At 63.9% G+C, this 26,791-nt stretch carries 20 protein-coding genes and 2 pseudogenes; 12 read left to right on the top strand and 10 right to left on the bottom strand.

The annotated features are described in order from the left end of the window. Nucleotides 1-43 precede the first annotated feature (43 nt). The 7 genes from rseP (at nt 44) to lpxB (ending at nt 8,486) form a co-directional block, all read left to right on the top strand. Nucleotides 44-1,201: an RIP metalloprotease RseP gene (gene rseP / locus RS897_RS33650; RefSeq protein ID WP_315832986.1), complete on the top strand. Its 1,158-nt coding sequence runs from the start codon at nt 44-46 to the stop codon at nt 1,199-1,201. A gap of 183 nt (nt 1,202-1,384) precedes the next feature. Beyond that, nucleotides 1,385-3,859, top strand: a complete 2,475-nt coding sequence (bamA, locus tag RS897_RS33645; RefSeq protein ID WP_315832985.1) for an outer membrane protein assembly factor BamA — start codon at nt 1,385-1,387, stop codon at nt 3,857-3,859. Nucleotides 3,860-3,891: 32 nt separating this feature from the next. Beyond that, on the top strand, nt 3,892-5,007 hold the full coding sequence (lpxD, locus tag RS897_RS33640; RefSeq protein ID WP_315832984.1) for a UDP-3-O-(3-hydroxymyristoyl)glucosamine N-acyltransferase: 1,116 nt from the start codon (nt 3,892-3,894) through the stop codon (nt 5,005-5,007). After that, nucleotides 5,007-5,465 carry a 3-hydroxyacyl-ACP dehydratase FabZ gene (fabZ, locus tag RS897_RS33635; protein WP_315832983.1) on the top strand — a complete coding sequence of 153 codons (459 nt, stop codon included), beginning with the start codon at nt 5,007-5,009 and terminating at the stop codon, nt 5,463-5,465. The genes lpxD and fabZ overlap by 1 nt, the downstream gene beginning before the upstream one ends. 176 nt (nt 5,466-5,641) lie before the next feature. Beyond that, entirely contained in the window at nt 5,642-6,472 is an 831-nt protein-coding gene (gene lpxA, locus RS897_RS33630; RefSeq protein ID WP_315832982.1) for an acyl-ACP--UDP-N-acetylglucosamine O-acyltransferase, read from the top strand. Further along, the gene (locus RS897_RS33625) at nt 6,469-7,320 is read left to right on the top strand and encodes an LpxI family protein (protein WP_315832981.1); all 852 of its coding nucleotides are present in this window, start codon (nt 6,469-6,471) and stop codon (nt 7,318-7,320) included. Before lpxA ends, RS897_RS33625 begins: the two co-directional genes overlap by 4 nt. Next, nucleotides 7,317-8,486 carry a lipid-A-disaccharide synthase gene (gene lpxB / locus RS897_RS33620; protein ID WP_315832980.1) on the top strand — a complete coding sequence of 390 codons (1,170 nt, stop codon included), beginning with the start codon at nt 7,317-7,319 and terminating at the stop codon, nt 8,484-8,486. The genes RS897_RS33625 and lpxB overlap by 4 nt, the downstream gene beginning before the upstream one ends. Nucleotides 8,487-8,568: 82 nt before the next feature. On the opposite strand, the gene gltA is transcribed toward lpxB, so the two are convergent. Next, nucleotides 8,569-9,870, bottom strand: coding sequence for a citrate synthase (gltA, locus tag RS897_RS33615; RefSeq protein ID WP_315832979.1), 1,302 nt, complete (start codon nt 9,868-9,870; stop codon nt 8,569-8,571). Nucleotides 9,871-10,013: 143 nt separating this feature from the next. Further along, nucleotides 10,014-11,444, bottom strand: a complete 1,431-nt coding sequence (gene gltX, locus RS897_RS33610) for a glutamate--tRNA ligase (protein WP_315832978.1) — start codon at nt 11,442-11,444, stop codon at nt 10,014-10,016. 228 nt (nt 11,445-11,672) lie between these two features. Between gltX and RS897_RS33605 the strand changes: the two genes are divergently transcribed. Continuing rightward, the gene (locus RS897_RS33605; protein ID WP_315832977.1) at nt 11,673-13,349 is read left to right on the top strand and encodes a glutamine--tRNA ligase/YqeY domain fusion protein; all 1,677 of its coding nucleotides are present in this window, start codon (nt 11,673-11,675) and stop codon (nt 13,347-13,349) included. Between the two features lie 65 nt (nt 13,350-13,414). Further along, nucleotides 13,415-15,702: pseudogene (locus RS897_RS33600) on the top strand (ComEC/Rec2 family competence protein). Nucleotides 15,703-15,928: 226 nt separating this feature from the next. On the opposite strand, the pseudogene RS897_RS33595 reads toward RS897_RS33600, so the two are convergent. The 8 genes and pseudogenes from RS897_RS33595 to RS897_RS33560 form a co-directional block, all read right to left on the bottom strand. Then, nucleotides 15,929-16,039: pseudogene (locus tag RS897_RS33595) on the bottom strand (transcriptional repressor LexA); the annotation flags it as partial. A gap of 8 nt (nt 16,040-16,047) precedes the next feature. Continuing rightward, nucleotides 16,048-16,608, bottom strand: coding sequence for a hypothetical protein (locus RS897_RS33590; RefSeq protein ID WP_315832976.1), 561 nt, complete (start codon nt 16,606-16,608; stop codon nt 16,048-16,050). Between the two features lie 276 nt (nt 16,609-16,884). After that, a complete protein-coding gene (lexA, locus tag RS897_RS33585) occupies nt 16,885-17,583 on the bottom strand; it encodes a transcriptional repressor LexA (protein ID WP_315832975.1) in 699 nt (232 codons plus the stop codon). Between the two features lie 189 nt (nt 17,584-17,772). Next, on the bottom strand, nt 17,773-18,984 hold the full coding sequence (locus RS897_RS33580; protein ID WP_315832974.1) for a molybdopterin molybdotransferase MoeA: 1,212 nt from the start codon (nt 18,982-18,984) through the stop codon (nt 17,773-17,775). A gap of 12 nt (nt 18,985-18,996) precedes the next feature. After that, nucleotides 18,997-19,560 carry a cyclic pyranopterin monophosphate synthase MoaC gene (gene moaC, locus RS897_RS33575; RefSeq protein WP_315832973.1) on the bottom strand — a complete coding sequence of 188 codons (564 nt, stop codon included), beginning with the start codon at nt 19,558-19,560 and terminating at the stop codon, nt 18,997-18,999. A 9-nt stretch (nt 19,561-19,569) separates the two neighbouring features. Beyond that, the gene (trpC, locus tag RS897_RS33570; RefSeq protein WP_315832972.1) at nt 19,570-20,382 is read right to left on the bottom strand and encodes an indole-3-glycerol phosphate synthase TrpC; all 813 of its coding nucleotides are present in this window, start codon (nt 20,380-20,382) and stop codon (nt 19,570-19,572) included. A 25-nt stretch (nt 20,383-20,407) separates the two neighbouring features. Next, nucleotides 20,408-21,421: an anthranilate phosphoribosyltransferase gene (trpD, locus tag RS897_RS33565; RefSeq protein ID WP_315832971.1), complete on the bottom strand. Its 1,014-nt coding sequence runs from the start codon at nt 21,419-21,421 to the stop codon at nt 20,408-20,410. 5 nt (nt 21,422-21,426) lie between these two features. After that, complete coding sequence (locus RS897_RS33560; protein ID WP_315832970.1) at nt 21,427-23,334, bottom strand: peptidylprolyl isomerase; 1,908 nt, start codon at nt 23,332-23,334, stop codon at nt 21,427-21,429. Nucleotides 23,335-23,536: 202 nt separating this feature from the next. Here RS897_RS33560 and tpiA point away from each other — a divergent pair, with 202 nt between their 5' ends. The 3 genes from tpiA to pyrG all read left to right on the top strand — a co-directional run bounded on the left by tpiA (nt 23,537) and on the right by pyrG (nt 26,638). Further along, nucleotides 23,537-24,292: a triose-phosphate isomerase gene (tpiA, locus tag RS897_RS33555; protein WP_315832969.1), complete on the top strand. Its 756-nt coding sequence runs from the start codon at nt 23,537-23,539 to the stop codon at nt 24,290-24,292. A 169-nt stretch (nt 24,293-24,461) separates the two neighbouring features. Beyond that, a complete protein-coding gene (gene secG, locus RS897_RS33550) occupies nt 24,462-24,842 on the top strand; it encodes a preprotein translocase subunit SecG (RefSeq protein WP_315832968.1) in 381 nt (126 codons plus the stop codon). A gap of 164 nt (nt 24,843-25,006) precedes the next feature. Beyond that, entirely contained in the window at nt 25,007-26,638 is a 1,632-nt protein-coding gene (gene pyrG / locus RS897_RS33545; RefSeq protein WP_315832967.1) for a CTP synthase, read from the top strand. Nucleotides 26,639-26,791 lie beyond the last annotated feature (153 nt).

The raw sequence follows: 26,791 nt of genomic DNA, 5'->3' as shown, positions 1-26,791 counted from the left end.
GATTGGAGAGGGGCGCCACGCGCCCTGGGACGAGGAACGGATTTTGGATATTCTTCTAAGTACTTTCAATGCGTTGAGCCATACTCTGGTTGGCTACATCATTCCGTTCCTGTTCGTCCTGACCATTGTCGTGTTCTTTCACGAGCTCGGGCATTTCCTGGTCGCCCGCTGGGCCGGCGTGAGGGTTCTGACGTTCTCGCTGGGCTTTGGTCCGGAAATCGCCGGTTTCAACGACCGTCACGGCACGCGCTGGAAGATTTCGGCGATTCCGCTCGGCGGCTACGTCAAGTTCTTCGGGGACGAGAGCGAAGCCAGCACGCCGTCGGCGGATTCGCTTGCCAAGATGAGCAACGAGGAGCGCGCGCAGAGCTTCCACTTCAAGAAGGTCGGCCCCCGTGCCGCCATCGTTGCCGCCGGTCCGATCGCCAACTTCCTGCTGGCAATCGTCATTTTTGCTGGTCTTTTCACCTTTTTCGGCAAGCCCTCGACAACGGCCCAGGTCGACACCGTGCAGCCCGGAAGCGCCGCCGCTGCGGCGGGCTTTCAGTCGGGCGACGTGGTTGCGGCGATCAATGGCAAGGAGATCGAGAGCTTCTCCGACATGCAGCGTATCGTCGCGATCAACGCAGGCGAGAAGCTGACATTCACGGTCAGGCGGGGCGGGGTGCCTGTCACGCTGGAGGCCACGCCTGAGCTGCGTGAGATCAAGGACAATTTTGGCAACACCCATCGCCAGGGCATACTGGGAATCACCCGGGCCACTTCGTCGAACGAAGCGGTGACCAAGTCGGTTGATCCGCTGACGGCGGTCTGGCTCGGGGTCAAGGAAACCTGGTTCGTGATCGACCGGACCCTGGCCTATATCGGCGGTATCTTTGGCGGGCGCGAAGCCGCGGACCAGATCGGCGGGCCGATTCGAATCGCCCAGATTTCGGGCCAGGTTGCGACCCTCGGACTGGCCGCACTGATGCACCTGTCGGCGGTTTTGTCGATTTCGATCGGTCTCCTTAACCTGTTTCCGGTACCGTTGCTCGATGGTGGTCACCTTTTGTTCTATGCCATTGAGGCTGTCCGGGGGCGGCCGCTATCGGAGCGGGCGCAGGAAATGGGCTTTCGTTTCGGCCTGGCGCTAGTGCTGATGTTGATGGTTTTCACGCTCTACAACGACATCAGCGGTATTTTGCACTCGCGTGGGTCGTGACAGGTTCATTGCAATAATTTGCCGGCGTGGCCGATAGGCAACGTATTGGTGAGAAATTGGAATTGCACTGCGAAAGGTCGTTTGCCAGCCGGGGAAAATTGGCTACAAGCAACGCAGAATTTGGGGAATCTCTTGGCTCGCTGGGGAGCAGGCCGGGATTGGAATGATAAGGTCGCTTGGCGCATGAAAGTTGGAATGCGAGTGCTTAGGGGTGGCATTTTCGCGACCCTGATGTTGATCGCTCTGCCCGTCGCTGGTGCGGTGACGGGCTTGCTCGTTGCGTCGCCAGTGTCGGCTCAGTCCGTCTCTTCGATCGTGGTGGAAGGCAATCGGCGCGTCGAGGCGGAGACCATCCGCTCGTACTTCAAGCCGGGCCCGGGCGGGCGGCTGGACAGCGGCCGGATCGATGACGGCCTCAAGGCGCTCTACGAGACCGGTCTGTTCCAGGACGTCAAGATCAACCAGGCCGGTGGCCGGATCATCGTCACCGTGGTCGAGAACCAGGTGATTGGTCGCGTCGCGTTCGAAGGCAACAAGAAGGTCAAGGACGACCAGCTCACCGCCGAGATCCAGTCCAAGCCGCGCGGCACGTTCTCGCGGCCGATGGTGCAGTCCGACGCCCAGCGCATTTCTGAAATCTATCGCCGCTCCGGCCGCTATGACGTTCGCGTGGTGCCGCAGATCATCGAGCAGCCCAACAATCGCGTCGATCTGATCTTCGAGGTCACCGAAGGCAACAAGACAGGCGTCAAGACCATCAATTTCGTCGGCAACAGCGCATATTCGGCTTACCGGCTGCGCGACATCATCAAGACTCGCGAATCGAACCTCCTGAGCTTCCTCGGCGGCAACGACGTCTACGACCCCGACCGGGTCGAGGCCGACCGTGACCTGATCCGGCGCTTCTACCTGAAGAACGGTTATGCCGACGTGCAGGTGATCGCCGCGCTGACGGAGTACGATCCGGACGGCAAGGGCTTCATCGTCACCTTCAAGATCGAAGAGGGCCAGCAGTATCGCGTCGGTTCGGTCAATTTCCGCTCCAGCATTCGCTCGCTCGACGGCAACTCGCTGGCGAATATGTCGCGGGTCGGCGTTGGTTCGGTCTATAATGCGGAGGCAATTGAAAAGTCGGTCGAAGATATGACGATCGAGGCGTCGCGCCGCGGTTATGCGTTCGCGACCGTGCGGCCTACCGGCGAGCGTAATTTCGAAGCGCGTACCGTGTCGATCGTGTTCGCGATCGATGAGGGCGCGCGCACCTACATCGAGCGTATCAATGTGCGTGGCAACACCCGTACCCGCGACTACGTGATCCGCCGCGAGTTCGACATCTCCGAAGGCGACGCCTACAACCGCGCGCTGGTCGATCGTGCCGAGCGCCGGCTGAAGAATCTCGACTACTTCAAGACGGTGAAGATCAGCAGCGAACCGGGTTCATCGAGCGACCGTGTGATTCTCAACGTGGACCTCGAAGAGAAGTCGACCGGTGAGTTCTCGGTGTCGGGTGGTTACTCGACCTCGGACGGCTTCCTTGGTGAAGTCAGCGTCTCCGAGCGCAACCTGCTTGGACGCGGCCTGTACGCCAAGGCCTCGGTCCAGTACGGCCAGTACGCCCGCGGCTATTCGCTGTCGTTCGTCGAGCCTTATCTGCTCGATTACCGCGTTGCCTTCGGTGTCGACGTCTATCAGCGTCAGCAGCTCGCCAACAGCTACGTCTCTTACAACACCAAGACGGCGGGCTTCAGCACGCGCCTCGGTTTCCAGCTGCGTGAAGACCTCACCCTGCAGCTGCGTTACTCGCTGTATCAGCAGGAAATCTCGCTGCCGTCCCAGCTGGCGAATTGTAACAATAACTCTCTGAGCTCGACGTTCAATACGCCTGCCTTCGCAAATGCAAACGGCGTGGATCTTTCTTCTACGAACGGCCTAGGCTGTTATTTCGACGGCGAAGCGTCGCTGCCGATCCGCAAGGAGCTGGCGGGTGGCCGCACGCTCACCTCGGCGCTGGGCTACACGCTGACCTACAACACCCTCGACAACAACAAGAACGCGACCTCGGGCTTGCTGGTTGACTTCCGCCAGGACTTCGCCGGCGTGGGCGGCGACGTCAGCTACCTGAAGACCACCGGCGACGTGAAGTACTACCAGCCGCTGGTTGCTGACATTGTTGGCTTGATCCACTTGCAGGGCGGCTTGCTGAACAAGCTCGGCAGTGACGAACTGCGCATGCTCGACCATTTCCAGATGGGTCCGCAGCTGGTGCGTGGCTTCGCGCCGCAGGGCATCGGCCCGCGTGACATCACCAATGGCACCACCAACGATGCACTGGGCGGAACCATGTACTGGGGCGCTTCGGCCGAACTGCAGGTGCCGTTCTGGTTCCTGCCCAAGGAGGTCGGTCTGAAGGGTGCCATGTATGCGGACGCCGGTGGTCTCTATGACTACAAAGGCCCAACCTCTTGGGCGGCGACCGGTGAAGTTGGTCCGTATGGTCTGCAGTATAGCGACTCCCGTGCGATCCGCTCCTCGGTTGGTGTCGGTTTGATCTGGGCGTCGCCGTTCGGTCCGCTGCGCTTCGATTACGCCGTCCCATTGTCGAAGGGGCCCAACGACCGGACCCAGGAGTTCCGCTTCGGAGGCGGCACCACATTCTAAGTTCGACCACGAGCCGGACTGCGGCGGGTGGAATGACGCAGCTGACGTTCTTCAAGCAACCGGCCTGGTCAACGCTGGCTGAGATTGCAGCGCTGACCGGTGCCCAGTTGCTGGACGCCGGTCGCGCTGATGTGCGGGTCAACCGCCTTGCGGCCCTCGAGGGGGCCGGCCCCAGGGATCTGACATTTTTCGACAACAAGAAATACGCCGGCCAGCTCGCCCGCACCCATGCGGGGGCCTGCCTGGTCAGTGAGCGCCTGGAGGCCAGCATTCCGCCGCACGTCGTGGCGCTGCGCGTGGCCGATCCGTATCGCGCCTTCGTCCGGGTGGGGCACGAACTTTACGCCGACAGCCTGCGGCCGCAATCGACCTTCGGCAACGATGGTATCGCTTCGTCGGCGGTGATCCACCCGACCGCCCATCTGGAAGATGGCGTTATCGTCGATCCGCTGGCGGTGATCGGTCCGAATGTGGAGATCGGCTCGGGTACCGTGATTGGCGCCAATGCGGTGATTGGCGCCAATGTGAAAATCGGCCGCGATTGCAGCATCGGGGCCGGGGCCTCGATCCTCTGCGCCCTGATCGGCAACGGGGTGATTGTTCATCCCGGTTGTCGGATCGGCCAGGACGGCTATGGCTTCGTTTTGGGACCGGCGGGCCATGTCAAAATCACCCAGACCGGCCGGGTGCTGATCCAGAATTCGGTTGAAATCGGCGCCGGGACCACCGTTGACCGTGGCGCCATGAGCGACACCGTGATCGGCGAGGGGACCAAGATCGACAATCTCGTGCAGGTCGGCCACAACGTCGTCATTGGCCGAAACTGCATCGTGGTCAGCCAGAGCGGCATTGCAGGCAGCTCTGTGCTCGGCGATGGTGTGGTGCTGGCGGCGCGGGTCGGCGTCAGCGATCACGCTGTGATCGGCGACGGCGCCCAGATTGCTGCGCGTAGCAGCGTGGTCGGCGAGGTGCCGCCCGGGGTCAAGTGGGGCGGCTCGCCAGCCAAGCCGATCAAGCAGTTCTTTCGCGAACTGTTTGAGCTCGAGCGGCTCGGGCGCGCTGGCGCTCCCGGATCCAAATCCGCAGATACCAGATCGACTGACATCAAGGCGAAGGCCGCAGATAGCGACAAGCAGGGACAAGATTGATGGACGCAGCACCGATCACCATCGAGGCCGTGGACATCGCCCTCATTCTCAAGACCCTGCCGCATCGTTTTCCGTTCCTGCTGATCGACCGGGTCATCAATGTTCGCAGCGATTTCAGCGGCATCGGCATCAAGAACGTCACCGTCAACGAGCCACAATTCACCGGGCATTTCCCGGGGCGGCCGATCTTCCCCGGCGTGCTGATGATCGAGGGTATGGCGCAGACCGCTGGCGTCATCGGCATGCTCTCGACGGGCGAGACCGATCGGCCGACCGCGGTGTATTTCCTGACCATCGACAAGTGCAAGTTTCGCAAGCCGGCAGTGCCGGGCGATACCATCGAGTACCATATGCGCCTGATCACCCGGAAAAAGGCGATGTGGTGGTTTCACGGCGATGCCAAGGTCAACGGGGTGACGGTGGCCGAGGCAGATATCGGGGCGATGCTGGCGGATTGAAGGCAGCAGCGTTTTCGAGCGAAGTGGGTTCGCGTGAAGAAAACGCGTCAAAAGAACTTTGGCCTCGCCTCATGTCTGAATTCGAAGTCATCAGACGTAACAATTCATGATTCCACGTGCCGGGCGATCCGTCGTAGGTCGGGCCCTGCCGGACAGGATTGCTGGAAAGTTGATTGATGAACATGATCGATTCCACCGCCCACATCGACCCTGAGGCCATCATCGGTGAGGGCGTCTCGATCGGGCCATACTGCGTGGTCGGCGCCAATGTCACGATCGGCCCGGAATGCCGGCTGGTGTCGCATGTCAACGTAGCTGGCCACACCACGATCGGGGCTGGCTGCGTCATCCATCCCTTCGCCTCGCTTGGCGGACCGCCGCAGGATCTGGGCTATCGCGGCGAGCCGACGCGGCTCGATATCGGCGAACGCTGCACCATCCGTGAATCCGTCACCATGAATGTCGGCACCGTAAAGGGTGGCGGAGTGACGACCGTCGGTGCGCGTGGCTTCTTCATGGCCTACAGCCACGTCGCCCATGACTGCCATGTCGGCAACGACGTGATTTTCGCCAACTCCGCGACCCTCGGCGGCCACTGCGAGGTCGGTGATTTCGTCTACATCGGCGGCCTGTCGGCTGCGCACCAGTTCGTCCGCATCGGTCCGCAGGCGATGGTGGGCGGCGTCTCGGGATTGCGCGGCGACGTCATTCCTTTTGGCATCGTCAGCGGCCAGTTCGCCCATCTCGAAGGCCTCAACGTGATCGGGATGCGGCGGCGGAAATTCTCCCATGCCCGGCTGCAACTGGTGCGCTCGTTCTATCAGGATCTGTTTCATACCCCCGGCGTGTTCGCCGAGCGGCTTGCGCGCGCGCAGCAGCGGGCGTCGGAGGATCCGGCGATCGCGGACATTCTGACGTTCATCGGCGACGGCAAGAAGCGCCCGCTCTGTATGCCGCTGGATATCTACGGGACATCGGAAGGGCGCCCCGGCTCCGGAGACGAATGAGCGCAGCATCGCAGTCTTCGGTGGGGGTGATCGCAGGCGCCGGCAGCCTGCCGTTCGCGGTTGCGGATTCACTGCGCGCGCATGGCCGGCAACCGGCGATTTTCGCTATTCGGGGCTTCTGCGATCCCGCCCGCGTTCAGTCCTACCGACATCATTGGATTGCGCTGGGCCAGGTCGGGCGGCTGACGCGGCTGTTGCGTGCGGAGAACTGCGGTGATGTCGTTTTCATCGGTGCGCTGGTGCGTCCGGCCTTGTCCGAGATTCGGCTGGACTGGGGCACCCTGCGGGTGATTCCCAGCATTGCCGCAGCACTGCGCGGGGGCGACGATCATCTGCTGTCCGGTATCGGGCGGATCTTCGAACAGCACGGATTTCGCCTGCTCGGGATCAAGGACGTCGCGCCGGACCTGTTGATGCCGGAGGGCGATCTTGCGCGCACGGTGCCGAGCGCCGATGATCGTGCCGATATCGAAAAGGGCCTTGCGGCGCTTCATGCCATGAGCCCGTTCGACATCGGGCAGGCGCTGGTGGTGATCGACGGACACGTCGTTGCGGTCGAGGACATCGAGGGCACCGACGGCCTGCTGGCGCGCATTGCCCGTCTGCGCGAGCAAGGGCGCATCCGTGCCAAGTCCGGCCGCGGCGTCCTGGTCAAGGCTCCCAAGACCACTCAGGATCTGCGCTTCGATTTGCCGACCTTTGGTCCGAAAACCGTCGAGGGGGCGATCGCCGCGGGGCTGTCCGGCGTCGCCATGGTGGCGGGCCGGGCGATTGTCGCCGAACCGCAGGACATGATCGCCATCGCCGACAAGGCCGGCCTGTTCGTCACCGGCGTGTTGGCCCGATGACAACGCCGCCGCGCACGATCTTTCTGGTGGCGACCGAAGAGTCCGGTGACCGGCTCGGCGGCCCGCTGATGGCAGCGCTGCGGGCGCGCTGCGTCGGCGACGTGGCCTTCGCCGGCGTCGGTGGTCGCGATATGGTCGCGCAGGGGCTGACCTCGCTGTTTCCGATCGAGGAACTTTCGATCATGGGGTTGGCGGCGATCGCGCGTAAACTGCCGATGATCTTGCGGCGCATCCGCCAGGTCACTGCGGCAGTGCTGAAGGCCAAGCCCGATGTCCTTGTCATCATCGACAGTCCGGATTTCACCCATCGCGTGGCCCGTCGCGTTCGCAAGGCGGATCCGTCGATCCCCATCGTCGACTATGTCTCGCCCTCGGTCTGGGCGTGGCGGCCGGGCCGGGCGCGCGCCATGCGCAGATACGTCGACCATGTCCTGGCGCTGCTGCCGTTCGAGCCGGAGGCTCATCGCACCCTCGGCGGGCCGCCATGCACCTATGTCGGCCATCCGCTGATCCAGCAGCTTGGCACGCTGCGCCCAGATGCGAACGAGCAGCGCCGCCGCGATGCCGCGCCGCCCGTGCTGCTGGTGCTGCCGGGCAGTCGCCGCAGCGAAATCCGTCATCACATGCAGGTGTTCGGCGACACCCTGGGCAGGCTGCGCTCGGAGGGGGTGTCGTTCGATCTGATCCTGCCGACCACGCCGCATCTGCGCGCGACGGTCGAGGCCGCCTTGCAGACCTGGCCGTTGCAGCCGCGGCTGGCGGTCACCGAGGACGAGAAGAAAGCAGCGTTCCGCATCGCGCACGCGGCCCTCGCCAAATCCGGTACCGTGACCCTGGAACTGGCGCTCGCCGGCGTGCCCATGGTCACAGCCTACAAGGGCACCGCGATCGAAGCCTTCGTGGCGCGGCGGATGGTGCGCATCCCGACCGTGATCCTGGCCAATCTGGTCATCGGCGAAGCAGTGGTTCCGGAGTTCATGCAAGAGGACTGCGTGCCGGAAACGCTGGTGCCTGCGCTGCGTGATATTCTCGGCGATACGGCAGCGCGGAGAAAGCAGGTCGAAGCCTTCGGCCGGCTCGATGGCATCATGTCGACAGGGGCGCAGTCGCCGAGCGAACGCTGTGCCGAGATCGTGCTCGCGACCCTGCGTCCGTCCGCGGGCTGATCGTCGTCACGCCTTCCCCTCAAAGCAAAACGGCCGTAGCGATGATCGCTGCGGCCGTTTTGTTGTCGATGTGTCGGTCGATTTACTTGCGCTTGTCGAGCGGAACGTAGTCGCGCGGGCCGGCGCCGAGATAGAGCTGGCGCGGACGCGAGATCTTGTAGTTCGGCTCCTGGATCATTTCGCTCCACTGGCTGATCCAGCCGACCGTGCGCGCCACTGCGAACAGCACGGTGAACATCGAGGTGGGGAAGCCGATCGCCTTCAGCGTGATGCCGGAGTAGAAGTCGACGTTCGGATAGAGCTTGCGCGAGACGAAGTACTCGTCGCTGAGCGCGATCTTCTCCAGCTCCAGGGCGACCTTGAGCAGCGGGTCGTTCTGGTGGCCGGTCGCTTTCAGCACCTCGTGGCAGGTCTGCTGCATCAGCTTGGCGCGCGGATCGTAATTCTTGTAGACGCGATGGCCGAAGCCCATCAGGCGGATCTTGCTGGTCTTGTTCTTCACCGCCTCGATGAATTCCGGAATCTTGTCGACGGTGCCGATTTCCGACAGCATCTGCAGCGCGGCCTCGTTGGCGCCCCCGTGCGCGGGACCCCACAGGCAGGCAATGCCGGCGGCGATACATGCGAACGGATTGGCGCCGGAGGAGCCTGCGCCGCGCACCGTCGAGGTCGAGGCGTTTTGTTCGTGATCGGCGTGCAGGATGAAGATGCGGTCCAGCGCCTTCGCCAGCACCGGATTGATCTCGTAGTCCTCACAGGGCACGGCGAAGCACATGCGCAGGAAGTTCGAGGCGTAGTCGAGCGAGTTCTTCGGGTACACGAACGGCTGGCCGATGGTGTATTTGTAGGCCATCGCCGCCAGCGTCGGCACCTTGGCGATCATGCGCATGGACGCGATCATGCGCTGCTTCGGATCGTTGATGTCGGTGGAGTCGTGATAGAATGCGGCCAGCGCGCCGACCGAGGCCACCATCACAGCCATCGGGTGGGCATCGCGGCGGAAGCCCTGGAAGAAGCGCGCCATCTGCTCGTGAACCATGGTGTGGTTCGTGACGCGGTGGTCGAAATCCTTCTTCTGCTCGGCGTTCGGCAGTTCGCCGTTCATCAGCAGATAGCAGGTTTCCAGGAAGTCGCCCTGGGCCAGCTGCTCGATCGGGTAGCCGCGATACAAGAGCACGCCGGCGTCGCCATCGATGTAGGTGATCTTGGATTCACAGCTCGCGGTCGAGGTGAAACCGGGATCGTAGGTGAACAGGCCCGTCTGGGCGTAGAGCTTGCTGATGTCGATGACATCCGGGCCGACCGACCCGCTGTAAACCGGGAAATCGAAGCTCTTGTCGTCGACCTTGAGCGTCGCCTGCTTTGTATTGGTTGTTGCATCCATCGCGATTGTCCCCGGATGTGATCGTTACTGTGAGACGGGCTCGAGGGGCCTGAAAACGAGGCACGGCGAGCTGGCCGGAAGCGCCGGAATAAATGGGTAGCTCATTGCTGTGTGCGCTGCAAGATGGCCAGAATTGCGCGGCTTTACACCTTAAGTTGAGCCTGGTCCGCCAGTCTTTCAAGGCATTCTGAGCGCCCGATCACCGCCAGCACGTCAAATATACCAGGCGACGTCGTCCGGCCGGTGAGGGCGACCCGCAGCGGCTGGGCGATGGCGCCGAGTTTGAGCTCGCGCTGCTCGGCAAAGGTGCGGACAGCCGCTTCCGTCGCTTCTGCGGTCCAGGGCTCAACCGCCGCGAGTGCCTCCTTGAGCCGTCCCAGCAATTGCCGGGTTTCCGGGGTCAAGATGGCGGCGGCTTTGGGTTCGAGCGCAAGCGGCCGGTCGGCGAAGAGGTAGCCGGCGCTGTCGACGAGTTCCAGCAACGTCTTGGCTCGCTCCTTCAATCCCGGCATGGCCAGCAGCAGCTGCGCGCGTGTGGTCGGGGTCAGCTTGGCCTTGATCGCGTCGCCGGCCGGACTGTAATCCAGCACGTCCTCGAATGCGGCAGCCAGGGTCTCATCATCACTGCTGCGGATGTAGTGGCCGTTGAGATTTTCCAGCTTGGCGAAATCGAACCGGGCAGCGGAGCGTCCGATCGCCGGCAGGTCGAACAGCTCGATCATCTCCTGCGTGGAGAAGATCTCCTGGTCGCCATGGCTCCAGCCGAGCCGCACCAGATAGTTGCGCACGGCCGCCGGCAGGTAGCCCCGGGCACGGTAGGCATCCACGCCCAGCGCGCCATGGCGTTTCGACAGCTTCGATCCGTCCGGCCCATGAATCAGCGGAATATGAGACATGCTCGGCGTGTCCCATCCCAGCGCATCGTAGATCTGCTTCTGGCGCGCGGCATTGATCAGGTGGTCGTCGCCGCGGATGACATGGGTCACGCCCATGTCATGGTCGTCGACCACCACCGCCAGCATATAGGTCGGATTGCCGTCGCTTCGCAGCAGCACGAGATCGTCGAGGTTCTCGTTCTGCCAGACCACGCGGCCCTGGACCTGGTCCTCGATCACGGTCTCGCCGGTCAGCGGCGCCTTCAGGCGAATGGTCGGCTTCATGCTGGCCGGCGCCTCCGAGGGATCGCGATCCCGCCAGCGGCCGTCATAGAGCTTGGCGCGGCCTTCGGCACGCGCTTGCTCCCGCATCTGTGTCAGCTCTTCGGCGGTCGCATAACAACGGTAGGCCTTGCCTGCCGCCAGCAATTGTTCCGCCACCTCGCGATGCCGCGGGGCGCGGGCAAACTGGTAGACCGTCTCGCCGTCCCATTCGATGCCGAGCCATTTGAGCCCGTCGAGGATGGCGCCGATCGCAGGCTCGGTGGAGCGTTCGCGGTCGGTGTCCTCGATCCGCAGCAGCATCTTGCCGCCGCGGCCGCGTGCATACAACCAGTTGAACAGGGCGGTGCGCGCGCCGCCAATGTGGAGGAAGCCGGTTGGCGAGGGAGCGAAGCGGGTGACGATCGGTGCTGTCATTTCGGGCGTTGAATCTCGGTAAGCGGTTATTTGCGGCCATGTACCATAATGGCGGCACCCTGTCTCAGGGCTAATCGTGCCGTCCGCGGGCTAAAATCCGAGAAAATACCGGACTGAACGGCACAATCGGACGCTCCGGCCGTTCGACAAAGCTGCGCGGGCGGGTCGCCCGGCACTTGGCGCGGGGCCGCCGATTTGGCACATAGGGCGCAGCTTGAAAGGACCACGATGACTGACGAATCGACCCCGGACGCAGGCCGCGACTTTATTCGCGATATTGTGGCCGATGACCTTGCGTCCGGAAAGACCAAGGGCGTGGTGACGCGCTTCCCGCCGGAACCCAATGGCTACCTGCACCTCGGCCACGCCAAGTCGATCTGCCTGAACTTCGGCATTGCCGAGGAATTCGGCGGGCGCTGCAATCTGCGTTTCGACGACACCAACCCGACCAAGGAAGAGCAGGAATACATCGACGCCATCCAGCGCGATGTGCGCTGGCTCGGCTTCGACTGGGGCGAGGGCCTGCATTTCGCGTCCGATTATTTCGAGCAGCTCTATGCCTGGGCGCAGGATCTGATCCGCGCCGGCAAGGCCTATGTCGATGATCAGTCCCAGGAGGAGATCCGGCTGAGCCGCGGCACGCTGACCGAGCCCGGCCGCAACAGCCCGTTCCGTGACCGTTCGGTCGACGAGAACCTCGATCTGTTTGCGCGCATGCGCGCCGGTGAGTTTCCGAACGGCGCCCGCGTGCTGCGCGCCAAGATCGACATGGGCTCCGGCAACATCAATCTGCGCGACCCGGTGCTCTATCGCATCCTGCATGCGCATCATCCGCGCACCGGCACGGCCTGGAGCATCTATCCGAGTTACGACTTCGCCCACGGCCAGTCCGACGCCATCGAGCACATCACCCATTCGATCTGCACCCTGGAATTCGAGGATCACCGCCCGCTGTACGACTGGTGCCTCGACAATCTTCCGGTGCCGTCGCGGCCGCACCAGTATGAGTTCGCCCGGCTCAACATGACCCACACCCTGTTGTCCAAGCGGGTGCTGACCGAACTCGTGCGCAGTGGCCATGTGTCCGGCTGGGACGATCCGCGGATGCCGACACTCGCCGGCCTGCAGCGGCGCGGTGTGCCGCCCGCCGCACTGCGCGAATTCGTCAAACGCATCGGTGTGGCGAAGGCCAACAGCACCGTCGACATCGGCATGTTCGATTTCGCCGTGCGCGAAACCCTCAACAAATCGGCGCTGCGCCGCATGGCCGTGCTGCGGCCGCTGAAGGTCGTGCTTGAGAACTATCCGGAAGGCGAGAGCGAAGAACTCGAGGCGGTGAACCATCCCGACGATCCGTCGCAGGGCGTCCGCCGCATCACCTTCGGCCGCGAACTCTATATCGAGCGCGACGACTTCATGGAGAACCCGCCCAAGAAGTTCTTCCGCCTGGCGCCGGGGCGGGAGGTGCGCCTGCGTTATGGATATTTCGTCACCTGCCGCGAGGCGGTCAAGAACGCCGATGGCGAGGTGGTCGAACTGCGTTGCACCTATGACCCGGCCACCAGGGGCGGCAACGCACCCGATGGCCGCAAGGTCAAGGCCACCATGCATTGGGTGAGCGCAGCCGAGGCTGTGCCCGCGGAGGTGCGGCTCTACAATCTGCTGTTCAGCGCCCAGCAGCCGGAGGCCACGAATTTCGCCGCCCAGATCAATCCGGAGTCGCTGGAAACGCTCACCGGCTGCATGGTCGAGCGGGCGTTGGCGACGGACAACACCGACGCTGCCGTGCAGTTCGAGCGCCAGGGCTATTTCTGCCGGGACAAGGATTCCTCGCCCGGCAAGCTGGTGTTCAACCGTACCGTCGGTCTGCGGGACACCTGGGCCAAGGTCGCGGCGGAAGGCTGACCCGCCGCACTTTGGCTTTGAGCTCGTAAAGCTTCGGTCTGGCGCGCGGTTGCGGCTGGTGTAGCATTCTCCCTCCGGGGGGAGCCGTGGCGCCGCACAAGGGCCAGACACGAAGCAGAGCTGAGACCTGGCCGCAGGCCACGCCGGCGCGTGCCCAGGTCCCTGCAAGCTTTGGCGCCTCATGGCCGGCCTGGGCCTCCCATGTGCGGGACTGGATCCGCGCCGAAGCCGGCCCCGGACGGCTGTTGCCATGGGTCCCCGTCGCCTTCGGCGCCGGCATTGCCGTCTATTTCGCCGCCGACCGCGAGCCGGTTGCCTGGGTCACGGCGACGGTGGCCGCAGTCCTCTGCGGCGTCTGCGTGCTGCTGCGCGGACGTGCCGTCTTCCCAATCGCGATCATGGTCGCGGCAATGGCCGCGGGGTTCGCAACGGCGACCTGGAAAACCGCGCCGGTGGCGCACCCGGTGCTGGCGCGGCCGATCAGCGGTGTGACCTTGAAAGGGTTTGTCGAAACTCACGAGGAGCGCGAGCGCACCGATCGTTTTGTGCTGCGCGTCGAGGAAATGGATAGCCCGCGCCAGCAGGCGAAGCTGACGCGGGTGCGGCTGTCGGTCAGGAAGGGTTTGGCGCCCGCCGTCGGCAGCTTTGTCGAGATGAAGGCACGGCTGACGCCGCCGCTCGCACCGCTGCGGCCGGGCAGCTACGATTTCGGTCGCGACCTGTATTTCCAGGGCATCGGCGCCTCCGGTTTCGTGATGGGAGCCATCAAGGCCACCGAAGCGCCGCCCAGCGGAGGCGGGCTGTGGCTGCGTTATGCGGCGACACTGCAGGGTATGCGCGACGCCATCGATGCCCGTATCCGCACTGCGCTGAGCGGCGATTCCCGCGCCATCGCCACCGCACTCCTTGCCGCCGTGACGCCATTACCACGCCGGTGAACGACGCCATGTTCATCTCGGGCCTGGGACACGTGCTGTCGATCTTCGGTTATCACATGGCGGTGGTGGCCGGCATCGTGTTCTTCGCCATGCGGGGCCTGCTGGCGCTGGTGCCGGCGTGGACCGTCTCCGCGCCGATCAAGAAATGGTCGGCGGTCGCGGCCCTGATCGCGGCCGCGTTCTATCTCCTGCTGTCGGGCTCCGAGGTGGCGACGCAGCGCTCGTTCTTGATGACGGCCGTGGTGCTGATCGCGATCATGGTGGACCGGCGCGCCATCACTTTCCGCACACTGGCGATCGCCGCGATGACGGTGCTCGTGCTTGCGCCGCAGGCGCTGGTGCACCCGAGCTTCCAGATGTCGTTTGCCGCGACGCTCGGCCTGGTCGCGCTGGTGGCGAACGGTTTACCGGCGTTGTTTGCAACGTCGGACAATTCCACGGCCACGCGGATCGCGCTGTGGGGCGGACGCGAATTCATGCTGCTGATGCTGGCGTCGCTGATCGCGGGCCTCGCCACCACGCCTTATGCGGCGTTCCATTTCCATCGCATCACGCCCTATGGCGTGCTGGCCAATCTGGCGGCAATGCCGGTGGTCTCAGCGCTGGTGATGCCGGCGGGGCTGCTGGGACTGGTCGCGATGCCGTTCGGCCTCGACGGCGTGTTTTGGCAATTGATGGATGTCGGCATCGGCTGGATGATCCTGGTTGCGCAGTGGGTCGCGGCTTTGCCGGGCGCGGTCGGGCGGATGGCGGCGTTCGGCACCGGGCCACTGCTGGTTGCGACGGTCGGCATGATCATGCTGGGGCTGCTACGGACGCCGCTGCGTTTCGTGGGTCTAGCCGTGATCGCTGTCGCGGCGCTGTGGGCGTTGGCCACGCCGCAGCCAGACATTCTGATCTCGTCGGACGGGCAGAACATCGGCGTGCGTGGCAAGGACGGACGGCTGCATCTGATGCGCATCGGCAAGGATGCTTTCCTGGTCAAGGAGTGGCTCGCGGCGGATGCGGATGCACGCATCGCGACTGATCCGTCCCTGATGGAAGGCGTGTCATGCGACGGCGCCGGCTGCGTGGTCGAGATGCGTGATGGGTCTCTGGTGGCCTTGTCGATCAGGCCGGATGCGTTCGCCGATGATTGCGCGAGAGCAGCGCTTCTCGTCTCCCACGGGCAGCCGCCTGCCGATTGCGCGGCGTACGTGGTCGATCAGGCGCGGTTGCGCCGGTCTGGCTCCCAGGCGCTGCGCCGCAGGGACGGCACCTTCATCGCCGAGGCGCAAAAGCCGGCAGGCCGCGACCGTCCCTGGGCGCCGGCTGTGCCGATTGAGGAGGGGCAGGCGGCAAGCGCACCCAATCGCACCGGCGATCGTCCGGTGGACGTGACACCCGCCGAGAGCGATCGCCTGTCTGACGATTAGCGCGATATCGGGAGCGACGACGAGCCACTGGCAACCTTGAACCGAACGCGCGCAAGAGGCGTCCAATAAATCGCAAGGGATTGCTGTTGAGGATTAATCTTGGATTAACCATCCGAGCCCAGCATCGGCCCATACGCGGCGGAACCGGACAGTGCCGGGCCGGCAGCCGCAGGAACAAAGCCGGCGGCGTAATGCCCGCCGGCTTTTTCTCGGTTCAAAATTCGCTTCAGTAACGCCGGAAGATGCTGACCTGCTTGCCTTGGATGCGCACGCGGTTGGGCGGCGGGATCCGTACCTCATAGGCGGCGTTCGAGGGCTCGAATGCGGTCGAGGTTCCGGTCGACGTCACGTCTGAAATCGGTCGTCAGTCTGACGATCGAAATGCATCGCGAGCGTCGCTGCAAGCGCGATCTCGCGCTGTCGCGTCCTGTAAAGTCCGTAGGCAATCAGTCCGGCGAAAAGTACGGTTATTGTCGTTGTGATCAGAACCAGCCACCCGATCCTGGCAGGATCGTGGATATCGGGGGCATAGATCGGATTTTCGCACGTCGTTTTTCGTGGATAAACTTGGAAGAGTTTTCCCGGACGGTATTCGGTTGACCACGAATTGAAGTTGAGCCGAACCGCTTCGCAAGCAACCATGCCTGTCGTCGTGCGCCGCTCGAACCTGATCACCGCCTCGGTCCATTTGGGATAAAGCGGTCTGTACTTCCTCTTCATTGGAACAGCGGAGATGATGGTTGCAGGGGACGGCGACGTTTCGGCGACGATCTTTTGTGCGTTGATTTGTCTGATGTATGCGGTGCCGCAGGCGATACTTACAATCCCGAACAGGATGACGAGCGTTGTGCACATCAACAAGAATGGCGCATCATCTTCCCGAACCGAGGAGAGAATGCGAAACATTTGGCAGGTCCCTCGCAAGCGAGAGCCACGATCTGCAGCAGCTCTCCGGATCGATCAAATCGTCGTAGTGGCGCGACCCGGTGGATTCTAGGGCCCGACGGTGAATCAACCATTGTTTGATTCTTTGAACCCGGGGGTGTTGCGCGCGGTATCGTTAATGATGGACGGGACAGGCGCTGCGGGCTTGCTGCCGTCGGTCGGCTATGCACACGCGCAAAAAATGCCCGGCGGATGTCATTCCGCCGGGCGATTGTGGGCCGGATAACTTGAGACGCTTCAGTAACGCCGGAAGATGCTGACCAGCTTGCCCTGGATGCGCACGCGGTTGGGCGGCAGGATCCGCACCTCATAGGCGGCGTTCGCCGGCTCCAGGGCGATCGAGGCGCCGCGGCGGCGGAAGCGTTTCAGGGTGGCTTCTTCCTCGTCGATCAGGGCGACCACGATGTCGCCGGTGTCGGCGCCTTCGGTGCGTTGGATCAGCGCCATGTCGCCGTCGAGAATGCCGGCCTCGACCATCGAATCACCGCGGACCTCCAGCGCATAGTGTTCGCCCGAGGCGAGCATCTCAGGTGGTACGTTGATGGTGTGGCTGCGGGTCTGCAGCGCCTCGATCGGCGTACCGGCCGCGATGCGGCCCATCACCGGAATGGCGACCGGACGTCCGCCTTCATCTTCCGAGGTGGAGCGAACCACCCGGCCAAGATTGCCCTCGATGACGCTGGGGGTGAAACCCCGGCGTCCGCCGCCGTTGTTGGCGGCTTGCTCGGGCATCTTGATGACTTCGATCGCGCGCGCCCGGTTGGGCAGGCGGCGAATGAAGCCGCGCTCTTCCAGAGCGGTGATCAGGCGATGAATGCCGGATTTGGAGCGCAGGTCGAGCGCGTCCTTCATCTCGTCGAACGAGGGGGGCACTCCGGCTTCCTTCAGCCGCTCATTGATGAAGCGGAGAAGTTCGTATTGCTTGCGCGTGAGCATCTTACCATTCCCCCAAAATACGGCGCTGTCACAGCCGCAGGTCTGTCAGTTGAGTCTGTCAAGTTGAGTTCAGTCGATCGAGCCGAAGCGCTTAACAGGGACTCGTTCGAAACAAATCATGAACGGACACTATATGTTCCATATGTGTTCCGCAACCTCTTAATTTACGGTCAACAAATCGGAGAATGCCTAGAGGGGAAGCTTAAGGATGAAGCACGATGACCCCGCGGCTGCCGCTGCAGCGAATGGGGGCCGCACGATCAGCGCCTGCGCGGCGGAGAGATTCCCGAGCAGCGAGCTGTCCTGCTTGCTCACCGCGGTCGCGATCGGCAGACCGTCGGAGCGCAGCTCGAGACGCGCGCGCAGGTAATCCTGCCGCTGATCGTTTTCCGGCAGCGGGCCGCCGAGCAGGGCCGCCTCCAGCGGCGGATGAATATCGCTGCGGCCGGAGAGGGCCCGGATCAGCGGCGCCATGAACAGGAAGCCGCAGACATAGGAGGACACTGGATTACCGGGTAGCCCGAGGATGCGCATCGATCCGAGCCGCCCGTGCATCATCGGCTTGCCGGGGCGCAGCGCGATCTTCCAGAACGCCATCTCGACGCCTTCCGCATCGAGCGCGGACTTGACCAGGTCATGATCGCCGACCGAGGCACCGCCGGTGGTCACCAGGATATCCGCGCCGCTGTCGCGCGCGCGCCGGACCGCAGCTGTTGTGGCCTCGAGCGTGTCGCCGACGGTGCCGAGATCGATCGCTTCGGCGCCTTCCGCGCGCGCCAGCGCCTGCAGCGCATAGGCGTTGGACGAGATGATCTGTCCGGGACCAGGCGCGCCGCCGGCCGCGACCAGTTCGTCGCCGGTCGCGAGAATCGCCACCTTGGGACGCTGCCGCACCGGCAGCGTCGTATGATTCATCGAAGCGGCCAGCGACAGCGCGCGGTCGGTCAGGCGCGCCCCACGGTGCAGCAGCACGTCGCCTTCGCGGAAATCGACACCGGCGGGGCGGATGTGGCGTGCCGCAACCGCGCGCTCGTTGACAATGACGATGTCGCCGTCCCGATCGGTGTCTTCCTGTATCACCACCGCGTCCGCGCCGTCGGGAATGACGCCGCCGGTGAAGATGCGGATGGCATTGCCCTGCTGCAGCGTGCCGGTGAAGGGACGGCCCGCGGCGATTTCGCCGGTGACGGTGAGGCGCGCGGGAACTGTGGCGACGTCAGCCGCGCGCACCGCGTAGCCGTCCATCGCCGACATCGGATTCGGCGGCTGGGTCCGCCGCGCCGCGACGTCGCGCGCCAGAACGCGATGGTAGCCTTGTTCGAGCGTGACAGATTCTTCCGGCAGCGGGTCCACGCCGGACACCACCGCGGCGAGCGCATCAGCAACCGGCATCAGCGCCATCGGAAACTCCCGTCAGTCTTGTTTCGTTCTTGTGCGCGCTTTGCCGGTGCGTGAATCACGGGATGTGTCATCATCCGTCATGATGAAGTGCCCGGATTTGCCGCCCTTCTTTTCAATCAGGCGGATGGCCTCGATCCGCGCACCGCGCTCCACCGCCTTGATCATGTCATAGATCGTCAGGCAGGCAACCGAAACCGCCGTCAGCGCTTCCATCTCGACACCGGTCGGGCCGGTCACCTTGACGGTAGCGGTGACGCGGCATCCCGGCAGCTTCTTGTCGGGCGCGATATCGATCGTGACTTTCGACAGCGCCAGCGGATGGCACAACGGAATCAGTTCGGATGTCCGTTTCGCCGCCATGATGCCGGCGATCCGCGCGGTGCCCAGCACATCGCCCTTCGCCGCATTGCCTGACACGATCAGATCGAGTGTCGCCTTGGAGACGATCACATGTCCCTCGGCCACCGCCAGACGCTCGGTCGCGGGCTTGGCCGAGACGTCGACCATGCGCGCCTCACCTTTGGCGTCGATGTGGGTGAGGGCGGTCTGCTTGAATGACTTGCTCGATTTGGCCATGTCAGGTGGTCAATGCGCCGCGGCCGCAGGCTCGCGCGCCAGCAGCGTTCGAGTCGCCGCCGTCACGTCGGCCTGCCGCATCAGGCTCTCGCCGACCAGGAATGTCGACATGCCCACCCGCGCCAGCCGCGCCAGATCCGCAGGGGTGAAGATGCCGCTCTCGCCGACCATGATGCGATCCCCGGGGATCAGCGGCGCAAGTTGTTCGCTGGTGGCGAGGGTGGTCTCGAAGGTGCGCAGGTTGCGGTTATTGACGCCGAGCAGCGGCGAACGAAGCTTCAACGCGCGGTCCAGTTCTTCGCGATTGTGCACCTCGAGCAGCACGTCCATGCCGAGTCCGAGGGCGCTGTCCTCGATGTCCTTCGCCGCGGCATCGTCGAGCGCCGCCAGGATGACCAGAATGCAGTCCGCGCCATGGGCGCGCGCCTCAACCACCTGGTAGGGGTCGTACATGAAGTCCTTGCGCAGCACCGGCAGCGCGGTTGCGGCCCGTGCGGCCACCATGAAATCCAGATGGCCCTGGAACGAAGGCGTATCGGTGAGAACCGAAAGACAGGCGGCGCCGCCGGCTTCATAGGCCTTGGCCAGCACCGGCGGATCGAAGTCGGCGCGGATCAGTCCTTTTGACGGCGAGGCCTTCTTGACCTCGGCGATCAGCGCATAGTCGCCGCGCGCGAGCCTGGCGCGGATGGCGTTGGCGAAACCGCGCGGCGGGGAGGCGGCTTTCGCCGCGGCTTCCACCTCGGCGAGCGGCCGCGCGCGCTTGGCGGCCGCGATCTCCTCGCGCTTGTAAGCTTCGATCTTGGTGAGGATGTCGGACATGACGGTTCCGATCGGGCGTTGCGGATCAGGCGTTGGAGACGGCGATGAGGTGATCGAGCTTTTTCGCCGCCGCGCCGCTGTCGAGCGATTTCCTGCCGATCACAACACCGTCCTTGAGGTTGGCGACCTTGCCGGCAACGACCAGCGTGGCGGCGGCGTTCAGCAGCGCGACGTCGCGGAACGCACTGGGCGTTCCGTCAAGCACCGTCTGCAATGCCTTGGCGTTGTCGTCGGCATTGCCCCCTTTCAGCGCGCCGGCCTCGACCCGGCCGAGGCCGGCCTCTTCGGGCGTCACGTCGAAGGTGCGGATAGCGCCTTTTTCCAACGCTGCGACGAAGGTCGGGCCGGTGAGGGTGATCTCGTCCAGGCCATCGGAGCCGTGCACGACCCAGGCGGATTCGGCGCCGAGATTCTTCAGTACCTGCGCCAGCGGCTGCACCCACTGCCGGGAAAACACCCCGACCATCTGGCGCTTGACCCCGGCCGGGTTGGACAGCGGCCCGAGCAGATTGAAGATCGTGCGCGTCGCCAGTTCAACCCGGGTCGGACCGACGTTCTTCATGGCCGGATGGTGCGCCGGCGCGAACATGAAACCGATACCGGCCTCGCGGATGCAGCGGCTGACATCGGCCGGCGCCAGGTCGATCTTGACGCCGAGCGCGGCCAGGCAATCGGCCGCGCCGGATTTCGACGACAGCGCGCGGTTGCCGTGCTTGGCGACCGGCACGCCGGCGCCGGCCACGATGAAGGAGGCGCAGGTCGAGACATTGACCGAGCCGGACCCGTCGCCGCCGGTGCCGACCACGTCGACGGCGTCCGAGGGCGCCTCGACCGTCAGCATCTTGGCGCGCATCGCAGACACCGCGCCGGTGATTTCGTCGACGGTTTCGCCGCGTACCCGCAGCGCCATCAAAAGGCCGCCCATCTGCGATGGCGTGGCCTCGCCGGACATCATCCGGTCGAATGCGGTTGCGGCTTCTTCCTGGGACAGAACGGCGCCGGTCGCGACCTTGCCGATGATGGCTTTGAGATCATCCATGAGCGTTAATTTGTTTGAGAGGCGGCGCCGGTCGCGATCGCGAACGCAGCCTGATTGATGGTGACGCCGACCTCCGTCTCCAGTTTGGAGATGTACTGGCCGACCCGTTCGTCGCCAAGCGTTTGCTTCAGGGCGTCCTTCAACTTTTTGCTATCCTCGGAGGCGGTGTCGAGTGGCGGCACAGTAATGGCGGTGACGCGGTAGATAAGGGTCTCGGTGCCGCTTCCCTGGGCCTGGCCATAGCCGTCCTTGGCGGTCTTGAACACCGCCTCGACCACGGCTGCCGGCACGTTCTCGACCGTCGCGCCGCGCTTGAATGCGGCGGCGGTCTCGACCTTGATCCCGGCGCTTGTCGCCTCGTCAGCCAGCTTGGCGCCGCCTTCGAGTTTCGCCAGCAGGTCTTTCGCCTTGTCGCGCAGGCGGGTGCTGACCTGATCGTCCTTCCAGCGCGTCTCCACCTGGTCCTTGACCTCGTCGAGATTGCGCTCGCGCGAGGGGATCACGTCGAGCACTTCGTACCAGAGGTAGCCACCGCTGTACTGCTGCGGATCGTTTTCGACATTGACGTTGCTGGCGAACGCCGCTGTGACCACGTCGAAGCCCTGCGGCAATCCGGTGACCGGCTGGCCGTTCGGGCCGCGGCCCGAACGGTCCACCGCATCGATGGTGACGACCTTCAGCCCGACCTTCTGGGCTGCATCCACCACATTGGCGCCGCCGCCACGCTCGTCTTCCATCTTGTTGTAGAGATCGCTGATCGAAGCCCGCGCGCGTTCGGTGGCGATATCGCGCTTGAGCTTGGGAGCGACCAGTTCATAGGCCGGCGTGGTGCCGGGCTCGATCTTGCCGACCTTGAGCAAGGCTGTGCCGAAGCGGCCCTGCACCGGCTGGCTGACCTCGCCGGTGGCCAGCGCGAATGCGGCGTCGGCGATGGCGCTGTCGATCACGGCCGATTTGGCCACCTGCCCGAGATCAACGTCGGTGGCGCTGAGATTGCGTTCCTTGGCGAGGTCCTCGAACGACAAGCCGCCGGTGATCCGATCGCGTGCGGCCTTGGCTTCGTCGGCGTTGGGGAACACGATCTGGGCGATCTGGCGCTTCTCCGGCGTAGAGAGGCTCTCGAGCCGCTCGTTGTACGCCTTCTTGGCGTCTTCGTCGGAGATCGTGGACCACTTCGCGAGTTCGTCGGGCGTCGCGACGACGATGCCGACCTTGCGGTATTCCGGCGCCCGGAACAGCGTCTTGCGATCCTCGAAATAGGTCGCGAGCGTTTCGGGCGAGGGCTGCTCGATGGTGCCGGCCTGCGCCGCGGTCAGCCGGACATAGTCGATCGAGCGCTGCTCGTTCTGATAGTGGTTCAGGATATCGAGCTGGATCTTGGCGGGCTCCAGATTCGCGCTCAGGGTGCCGGCTATCTGCCGGCGCAGCGCCACCCGGCGCTGTTCGGCGATGTAACGCTGTTCGGTGTAGCCGAACTGGCGGATCAGCTGCGCGAAACGCGACGGATCGAATGTACCGGTGGGGCCCCTGAAGTTGGGATCGGTCTGGATCGAGCGGATCACGTCGGCGTCCGACTGTCCGAGGCCCATGCGGCGCGCGCCTTCATCGAGCGAGGCTTCGGCGATGGTCTGCTGCAGCAACTGGCGGTCAACGCCGAATTGGCGGGCCTGCTCCGAGGTCAAAGGGCGTCCGAACTGGCGGCCGATCTGTTGCAGCTTGTCGGTATAAAGCTGGCGGAATTGCTCGGTCGAGATCTCGGTTCGGCCGATCTTGACCAGCGTCGACTGGCCGAAGCCTTTGAAGATGTCGGCAATGCCCCAGACGCCGAAACTGATGATCAGCACCCCCATGACCGTGGCCATAATGGTTTTGCCGAGCCAATTGGATGAGGCCTTGCGCATTCCTCGAAGCATTGAATCCATCTTGTGTTGAGGAGAGGGAACCGGGGCGCGTTATACGCATCACCGTGTTGTATTGCATCATAAAGTGGCCCCCCGGTGCCCGCAACCTCAGCGCGAGGCCGGAAATGGTGCAGGTGTCGCAGGTCGTGCTTGTCAACTGGCGCCGGCTGATCTCCTCTGCTAGCGCAGAAGTGCCAATCGATCGGGAGAACCAATGACCGCTGCCGTGCGTCCGCTGATCGCGGGAAACTGGAAAATGAACGGACTGAAGTCCTCGGCCATTGAACTGGCTGCCATTGCGCAGGGGGGCGACAGCCTGGCGCGCAAGGTCGACCTGATGATCTGCCCGCCGGCCACGCTGCTGTCGCGGGCCGCCGGCATCGTGATGGGGTCGAAAGTGACCCTGGGCGGCCAGGACTGCCATCCGGCCGCCTCCGGAGCCCATACAGGCGATATTTCGGCGGAAATGCTCGCGGATTCAGGCGCGGTTGCGGTCATTGTCGGCCATTCGGAGCGCCGCAGCGACCACGGCGAGACCGATGCCGTGGTCAACGCCAAGGCGCAGGCCGCCTGGCGGGCCGGGCTGCTGGCGATCATCTGTGTCGGTGAGACCCAGGAGCAGCGCGACGCCGGCAAGACCCTTGAGGTGGTCGGGGGCCAGCTGGCGGGCTCGATCCCGGACGGCGCGACCACGGCGAATCTTGTAATCGCCTACGAACCGGTCTGGGCGATCGGCACCGGCCGGACCCCGACAACCAAGGATGTCGAGGAGGTTCATGGTTTTATCCGTAGCAAGCTAACCGAGCGGCTGAACAAGGCCGGGGCGGGGGTGCGCATCCTCTATGGCGGCTCGGTCAAGCCCTCAAATGCGGCGGAACTGATGGCCGTGCCCGAGGTCGGCGGGGCCCTGGTCGGGGGCGCCAGCCTCAAAGCCGCTGATTTCCTTGCGATCGCAACGGCCTGTCCCTAAATGAGGGCACAGGTTCGGCAGCCTCTCTGCCCGGATGCGGGCACGATCCGCATGCAGGCAGGGGTGGCATTCGCCGTTTCCATCGTGTAGACACCGCGCAACTTCAACTCCCGCAAACACCTCTGGCCGCCGTCGTCGCGGTGGAAGCCGTTTGTGACGGAAGGATCCGATGCAGACCGTCATTATCGTCATTCATCTCATGATTGTCGCAACCCTGATCGCCACCGTGCTGCTGCAGCGCTCGGAAGGCGGCGGGCTTGGAATCGGCGGCGGCGGCGGTTTCATGAGCAGCCGAGGCACGGCCAACCTGCTGACCCGGACCACGGCGATTCTGGCGGCCGGTTTCTTCGTCACCAGCCTGTTCCTGTCCTGGCTGGCGAGCTACGAGCGCAAGCCGTCCTCGATCATCAATACCGGCAGCCCGGCTCCGATTTCGGCGCCTGGATCGGCAACTCCGGTCGCTCCGTCCTCGAGCGGCGGTATTCTGGATCAGCTCCAGAAGCAGGATCAGCAGACGCCGCAGGCTCCCCAGGCACCACGTTCGCAATAATGCATTGCTGCTGCGAATTGTCTGCCTCTCGGGCGATCTGAATAGTTCGCCCGAACCCACTGGAATGACTTCGCTTTTGAAGTCACCCACAACGTAGCATTTTGGTCGCGGAAAAACGCGATTCGTTTTGCGAATCGCGTGCGGAGCGTTAAAGGTAAAGTCCCATGGCGCGGTACATTTTCATCACCGGCGGCGTGGTTTCCTCGCTCGGCAAAGGTTTGGCATCAGCGGCTCTTGGCGCGCTGTTGCAGTCGCGAGGCTACAAGGTCCGGCTTCGCAAGCTCGATCCCTATCTCAACCTCGATCCCGGAACGATGTCGCCGTATCAGCACGGCGAAGTGTTCGTGACCGATGACGGCGCGGAGACCGATCTCGATCTCGGTCACTACGAGCGCTTCACCGGCCGTCCGGCGACCAAGCAGGACAACATCACCACCGGCCGCATCTATCAGGATATCCTGACCAAGGAGCGCCGTGGCGATTATCTCGGCGCCACCATCCAGGTGGTTCCCCACGTTACCAACGCCATCAAGGATTTCATCCGCAGCGGTAACGACGACTATGATTTCGTGCTCTGCGAGATCGGCGGCACGGTGGGGGACATCGAGGGCCTGCCGTTCTTCGAGGCGATCCGCCAAATCAAGAACGACCTGCCGCGCGATTCGGCGATCTACATCCACCTGACGCTGCTGCCCTACATTCCGAGCGCGGGCGAACTGAAGACCAAGCCGACCCAGCATTCGGTGAAGGAACTGCGGTCGATCGGCATCCAGCCGGATATTCTGCTGTGCCGCACCGACCGTCCGATTCCGAAGGAAGAGCGCCGCAAGCTTGGCCTGTTCTGCAACGTGCGCGAGACCGCCGTGATCGAGGCGCGCGACGTCGACAACATCTACGGAGTGCCGGAGGCCTATCATGCCGCCGGCCTCGACGACGAGGTGCTGGCGGCGTTCGGCATGGGCGATTCGGCTCCGCCGGTGCTGAAGCGCTGGAACGACATCAATGAGCGTGTCCGCAATCCGGAAGGCCAGGTGACGATCGCGATCGTCGGCAAGTACACCGGCATGAAAGACGCCTACAAGTCGCTGATCGAGGCGCTCGCCCACGGCGGCATCGCCAACAAGGTCAAGGTCAATCTCGACTGGATCGAGAGCGAGGTGTTCGAGAACGAGGACCCGGCGCCGTTCCTCGAACACGTCAACGGCATCCTGGTGCCCGGCGGCTTCGGCCAGCGCGGCGCCGAGGGCAAGATCCGCGCGGCCCGCTTCGCAAGGGAGCGCGACGTGCCGTATTTCGGCATCTGCTTCGGCATGCAGATGGCGGTGATCGAGGCGGCGCGCAATCTTGGAGGCATCTCTGATGCCAACTCCACCGAATTCGGCCCGACCTCGGAGCCGGTGGTCGGCCTGATGACCGAATGGCTGCGCGGCAACGAACTGGAAAAGCGCAGCAACGCCGGCGATCTCGGCGGCACCATGCGCCTCGGTGCCTATCCGGCCGCGCTCAGACGCGGCAGCCGGGTGTCGGAAATCTATGGCAACGCGCTGGAAATCTCCGAGCGCCATCGCCATCGCTACGAGGTCAACACCGCCTACAAGGACCGGCTCGAGCAGCATGGCTTGCGCTTCTCCGGGCTGTCGCCCGATGGTGTGCTGCCGGAAATCGTCGAGTACGAGGACCATCCCTGGTTCATCGGAGTCCAATACCATCCGGAACTGAAGTCGCGGCCGTTCGAGCCGCATCCGCTGTTCGCGTCTTTCGTCCAGGCCGCGATGGTGCAGAGCCGGCTGGTTTGATCAGAGCTCCCGTGAAGTTTTTGGCCTATTAGAAGCGGTGGCGCGATAGCCGGTTTCTCCTTGATCTCGCGCTTTGCTTGCGGTCTGTCTAAGTTCTCGTTAAAGTTGTTGGCCTGTTTTTTTAAACGCTTTTTCTGAAATTCTTTAGAAGGG

It is taken from the genome of Bradyrhizobium prioriisuperbiae, from assembly GCF_032397745.1.
Classification (GTDB): Bacteria; Pseudomonadota; Alphaproteobacteria; order Rhizobiales; family Xanthobacteraceae; genus Bradyrhizobium_A; species Bradyrhizobium_A prioriisuperbiae.
Note: the sequence above shows the minus strand (reverse complement) of the source record. Positions and strands in the feature narration are given on the sequence as shown.

Coding starts and splice junctions, on each gene's coding strand:
- bamA (WP_315832985.1), top strand. CDS start 1,385: ATGAAAGTTGGAATGCGAGTGCTTAGGGGTGGCATTTTCGCGACCCTG.
- lpxD (WP_315832984.1), top strand. CDS start 3,892: ATGACGCAGCTGACGTTCTTCAAGCAACCGGCCTGGTCAACGCTGGCT.
- fabZ (WP_315832983.1), top strand. CDS start 5,007: ATGGACGCAGCACCGATCACCATCGAGGCCGTGGACATCGCCCTCATT.
- lpxA (WP_315832982.1), top strand. CDS start 5,642: ATGAACATGATCGATTCCACCGCCCACATCGACCCTGAGGCCATCATC.
- RS897_RS33625 (WP_315832981.1), top strand. CDS start 6,469: ATGAGCGCAGCATCGCAGTCTTCGGTGGGGGTGATCGCAGGCGCCGGC.
- lpxB (WP_315832980.1), top strand. CDS start 7,317: ATGACAACGCCGCCGCGCACGATCTTTCTGGTGGCGACCGAAGAGTCC.
- gltA (WP_315832979.1), bottom strand. CDS start 9,870: ATGGATGCAACAACCAATACAAAGCAGGCGACGCTCAAGGTCGACGAC.
- gltX (WP_315832978.1), bottom strand. CDS start 11,444: ATGACAGCACCGATCGTCACCCGCTTCGCTCCCTCGCCAACCGGCTTC.
- RS897_RS33605 (WP_315832977.1), top strand. CDS start 11,673: ATGACTGACGAATCGACCCCGGACGCAGGCCGCGACTTTATTCGCGAT.
- RS897_RS33590 (WP_315832976.1), bottom strand. CDS start 16,608: ATGTTTCGCATTCTCTCCTCGGTTCGGGAAGATGATGCGCCATTCTTG.
- lexA (WP_315832975.1), bottom strand. CDS start 17,583: ATGCTCACGCGCAAGCAATACGAACTTCTCCGCTTCATCAATGAGCGG.
- RS897_RS33580 (WP_315832974.1), bottom strand. CDS start 18,984: ATGGCGCTGATGCCGGTTGCTGATGCGCTCGCCGCGGTGGTGTCCGGC.
- moaC (WP_315832973.1), bottom strand. CDS start 19,560: ATGGCCAAATCGAGCAAGTCATTCAAGCAGACCGCCCTCACCCACATC.
- trpC (WP_315832972.1), bottom strand. CDS start 20,382: ATGTCCGACATCCTCACCAAGATCGAAGCTTACAAGCGCGAGGAGATC.
- trpD (WP_315832971.1), bottom strand. CDS start 21,421: ATGGATGATCTCAAAGCCATCATCGGCAAGGTCGCGACCGGCGCCGTT.
- RS897_RS33560 (WP_315832970.1), bottom strand. CDS start 23,334: ATGCTTCGAGGAATGCGCAAGGCCTCATCCAATTGGCTCGGCAAAACC.
- tpiA (WP_315832969.1), top strand. CDS start 23,537: ATGACCGCTGCCGTGCGTCCGCTGATCGCGGGAAACTGGAAAATGAAC.
- secG (WP_315832968.1), top strand. CDS start 24,462: ATGCAGACCGTCATTATCGTCATTCATCTCATGATTGTCGCAACCCTG.
- pyrG (WP_315832967.1), top strand. CDS start 25,007: ATGGCGCGGTACATTTTCATCACCGGCGGCGTGGTTTCCTCGCTCGGC.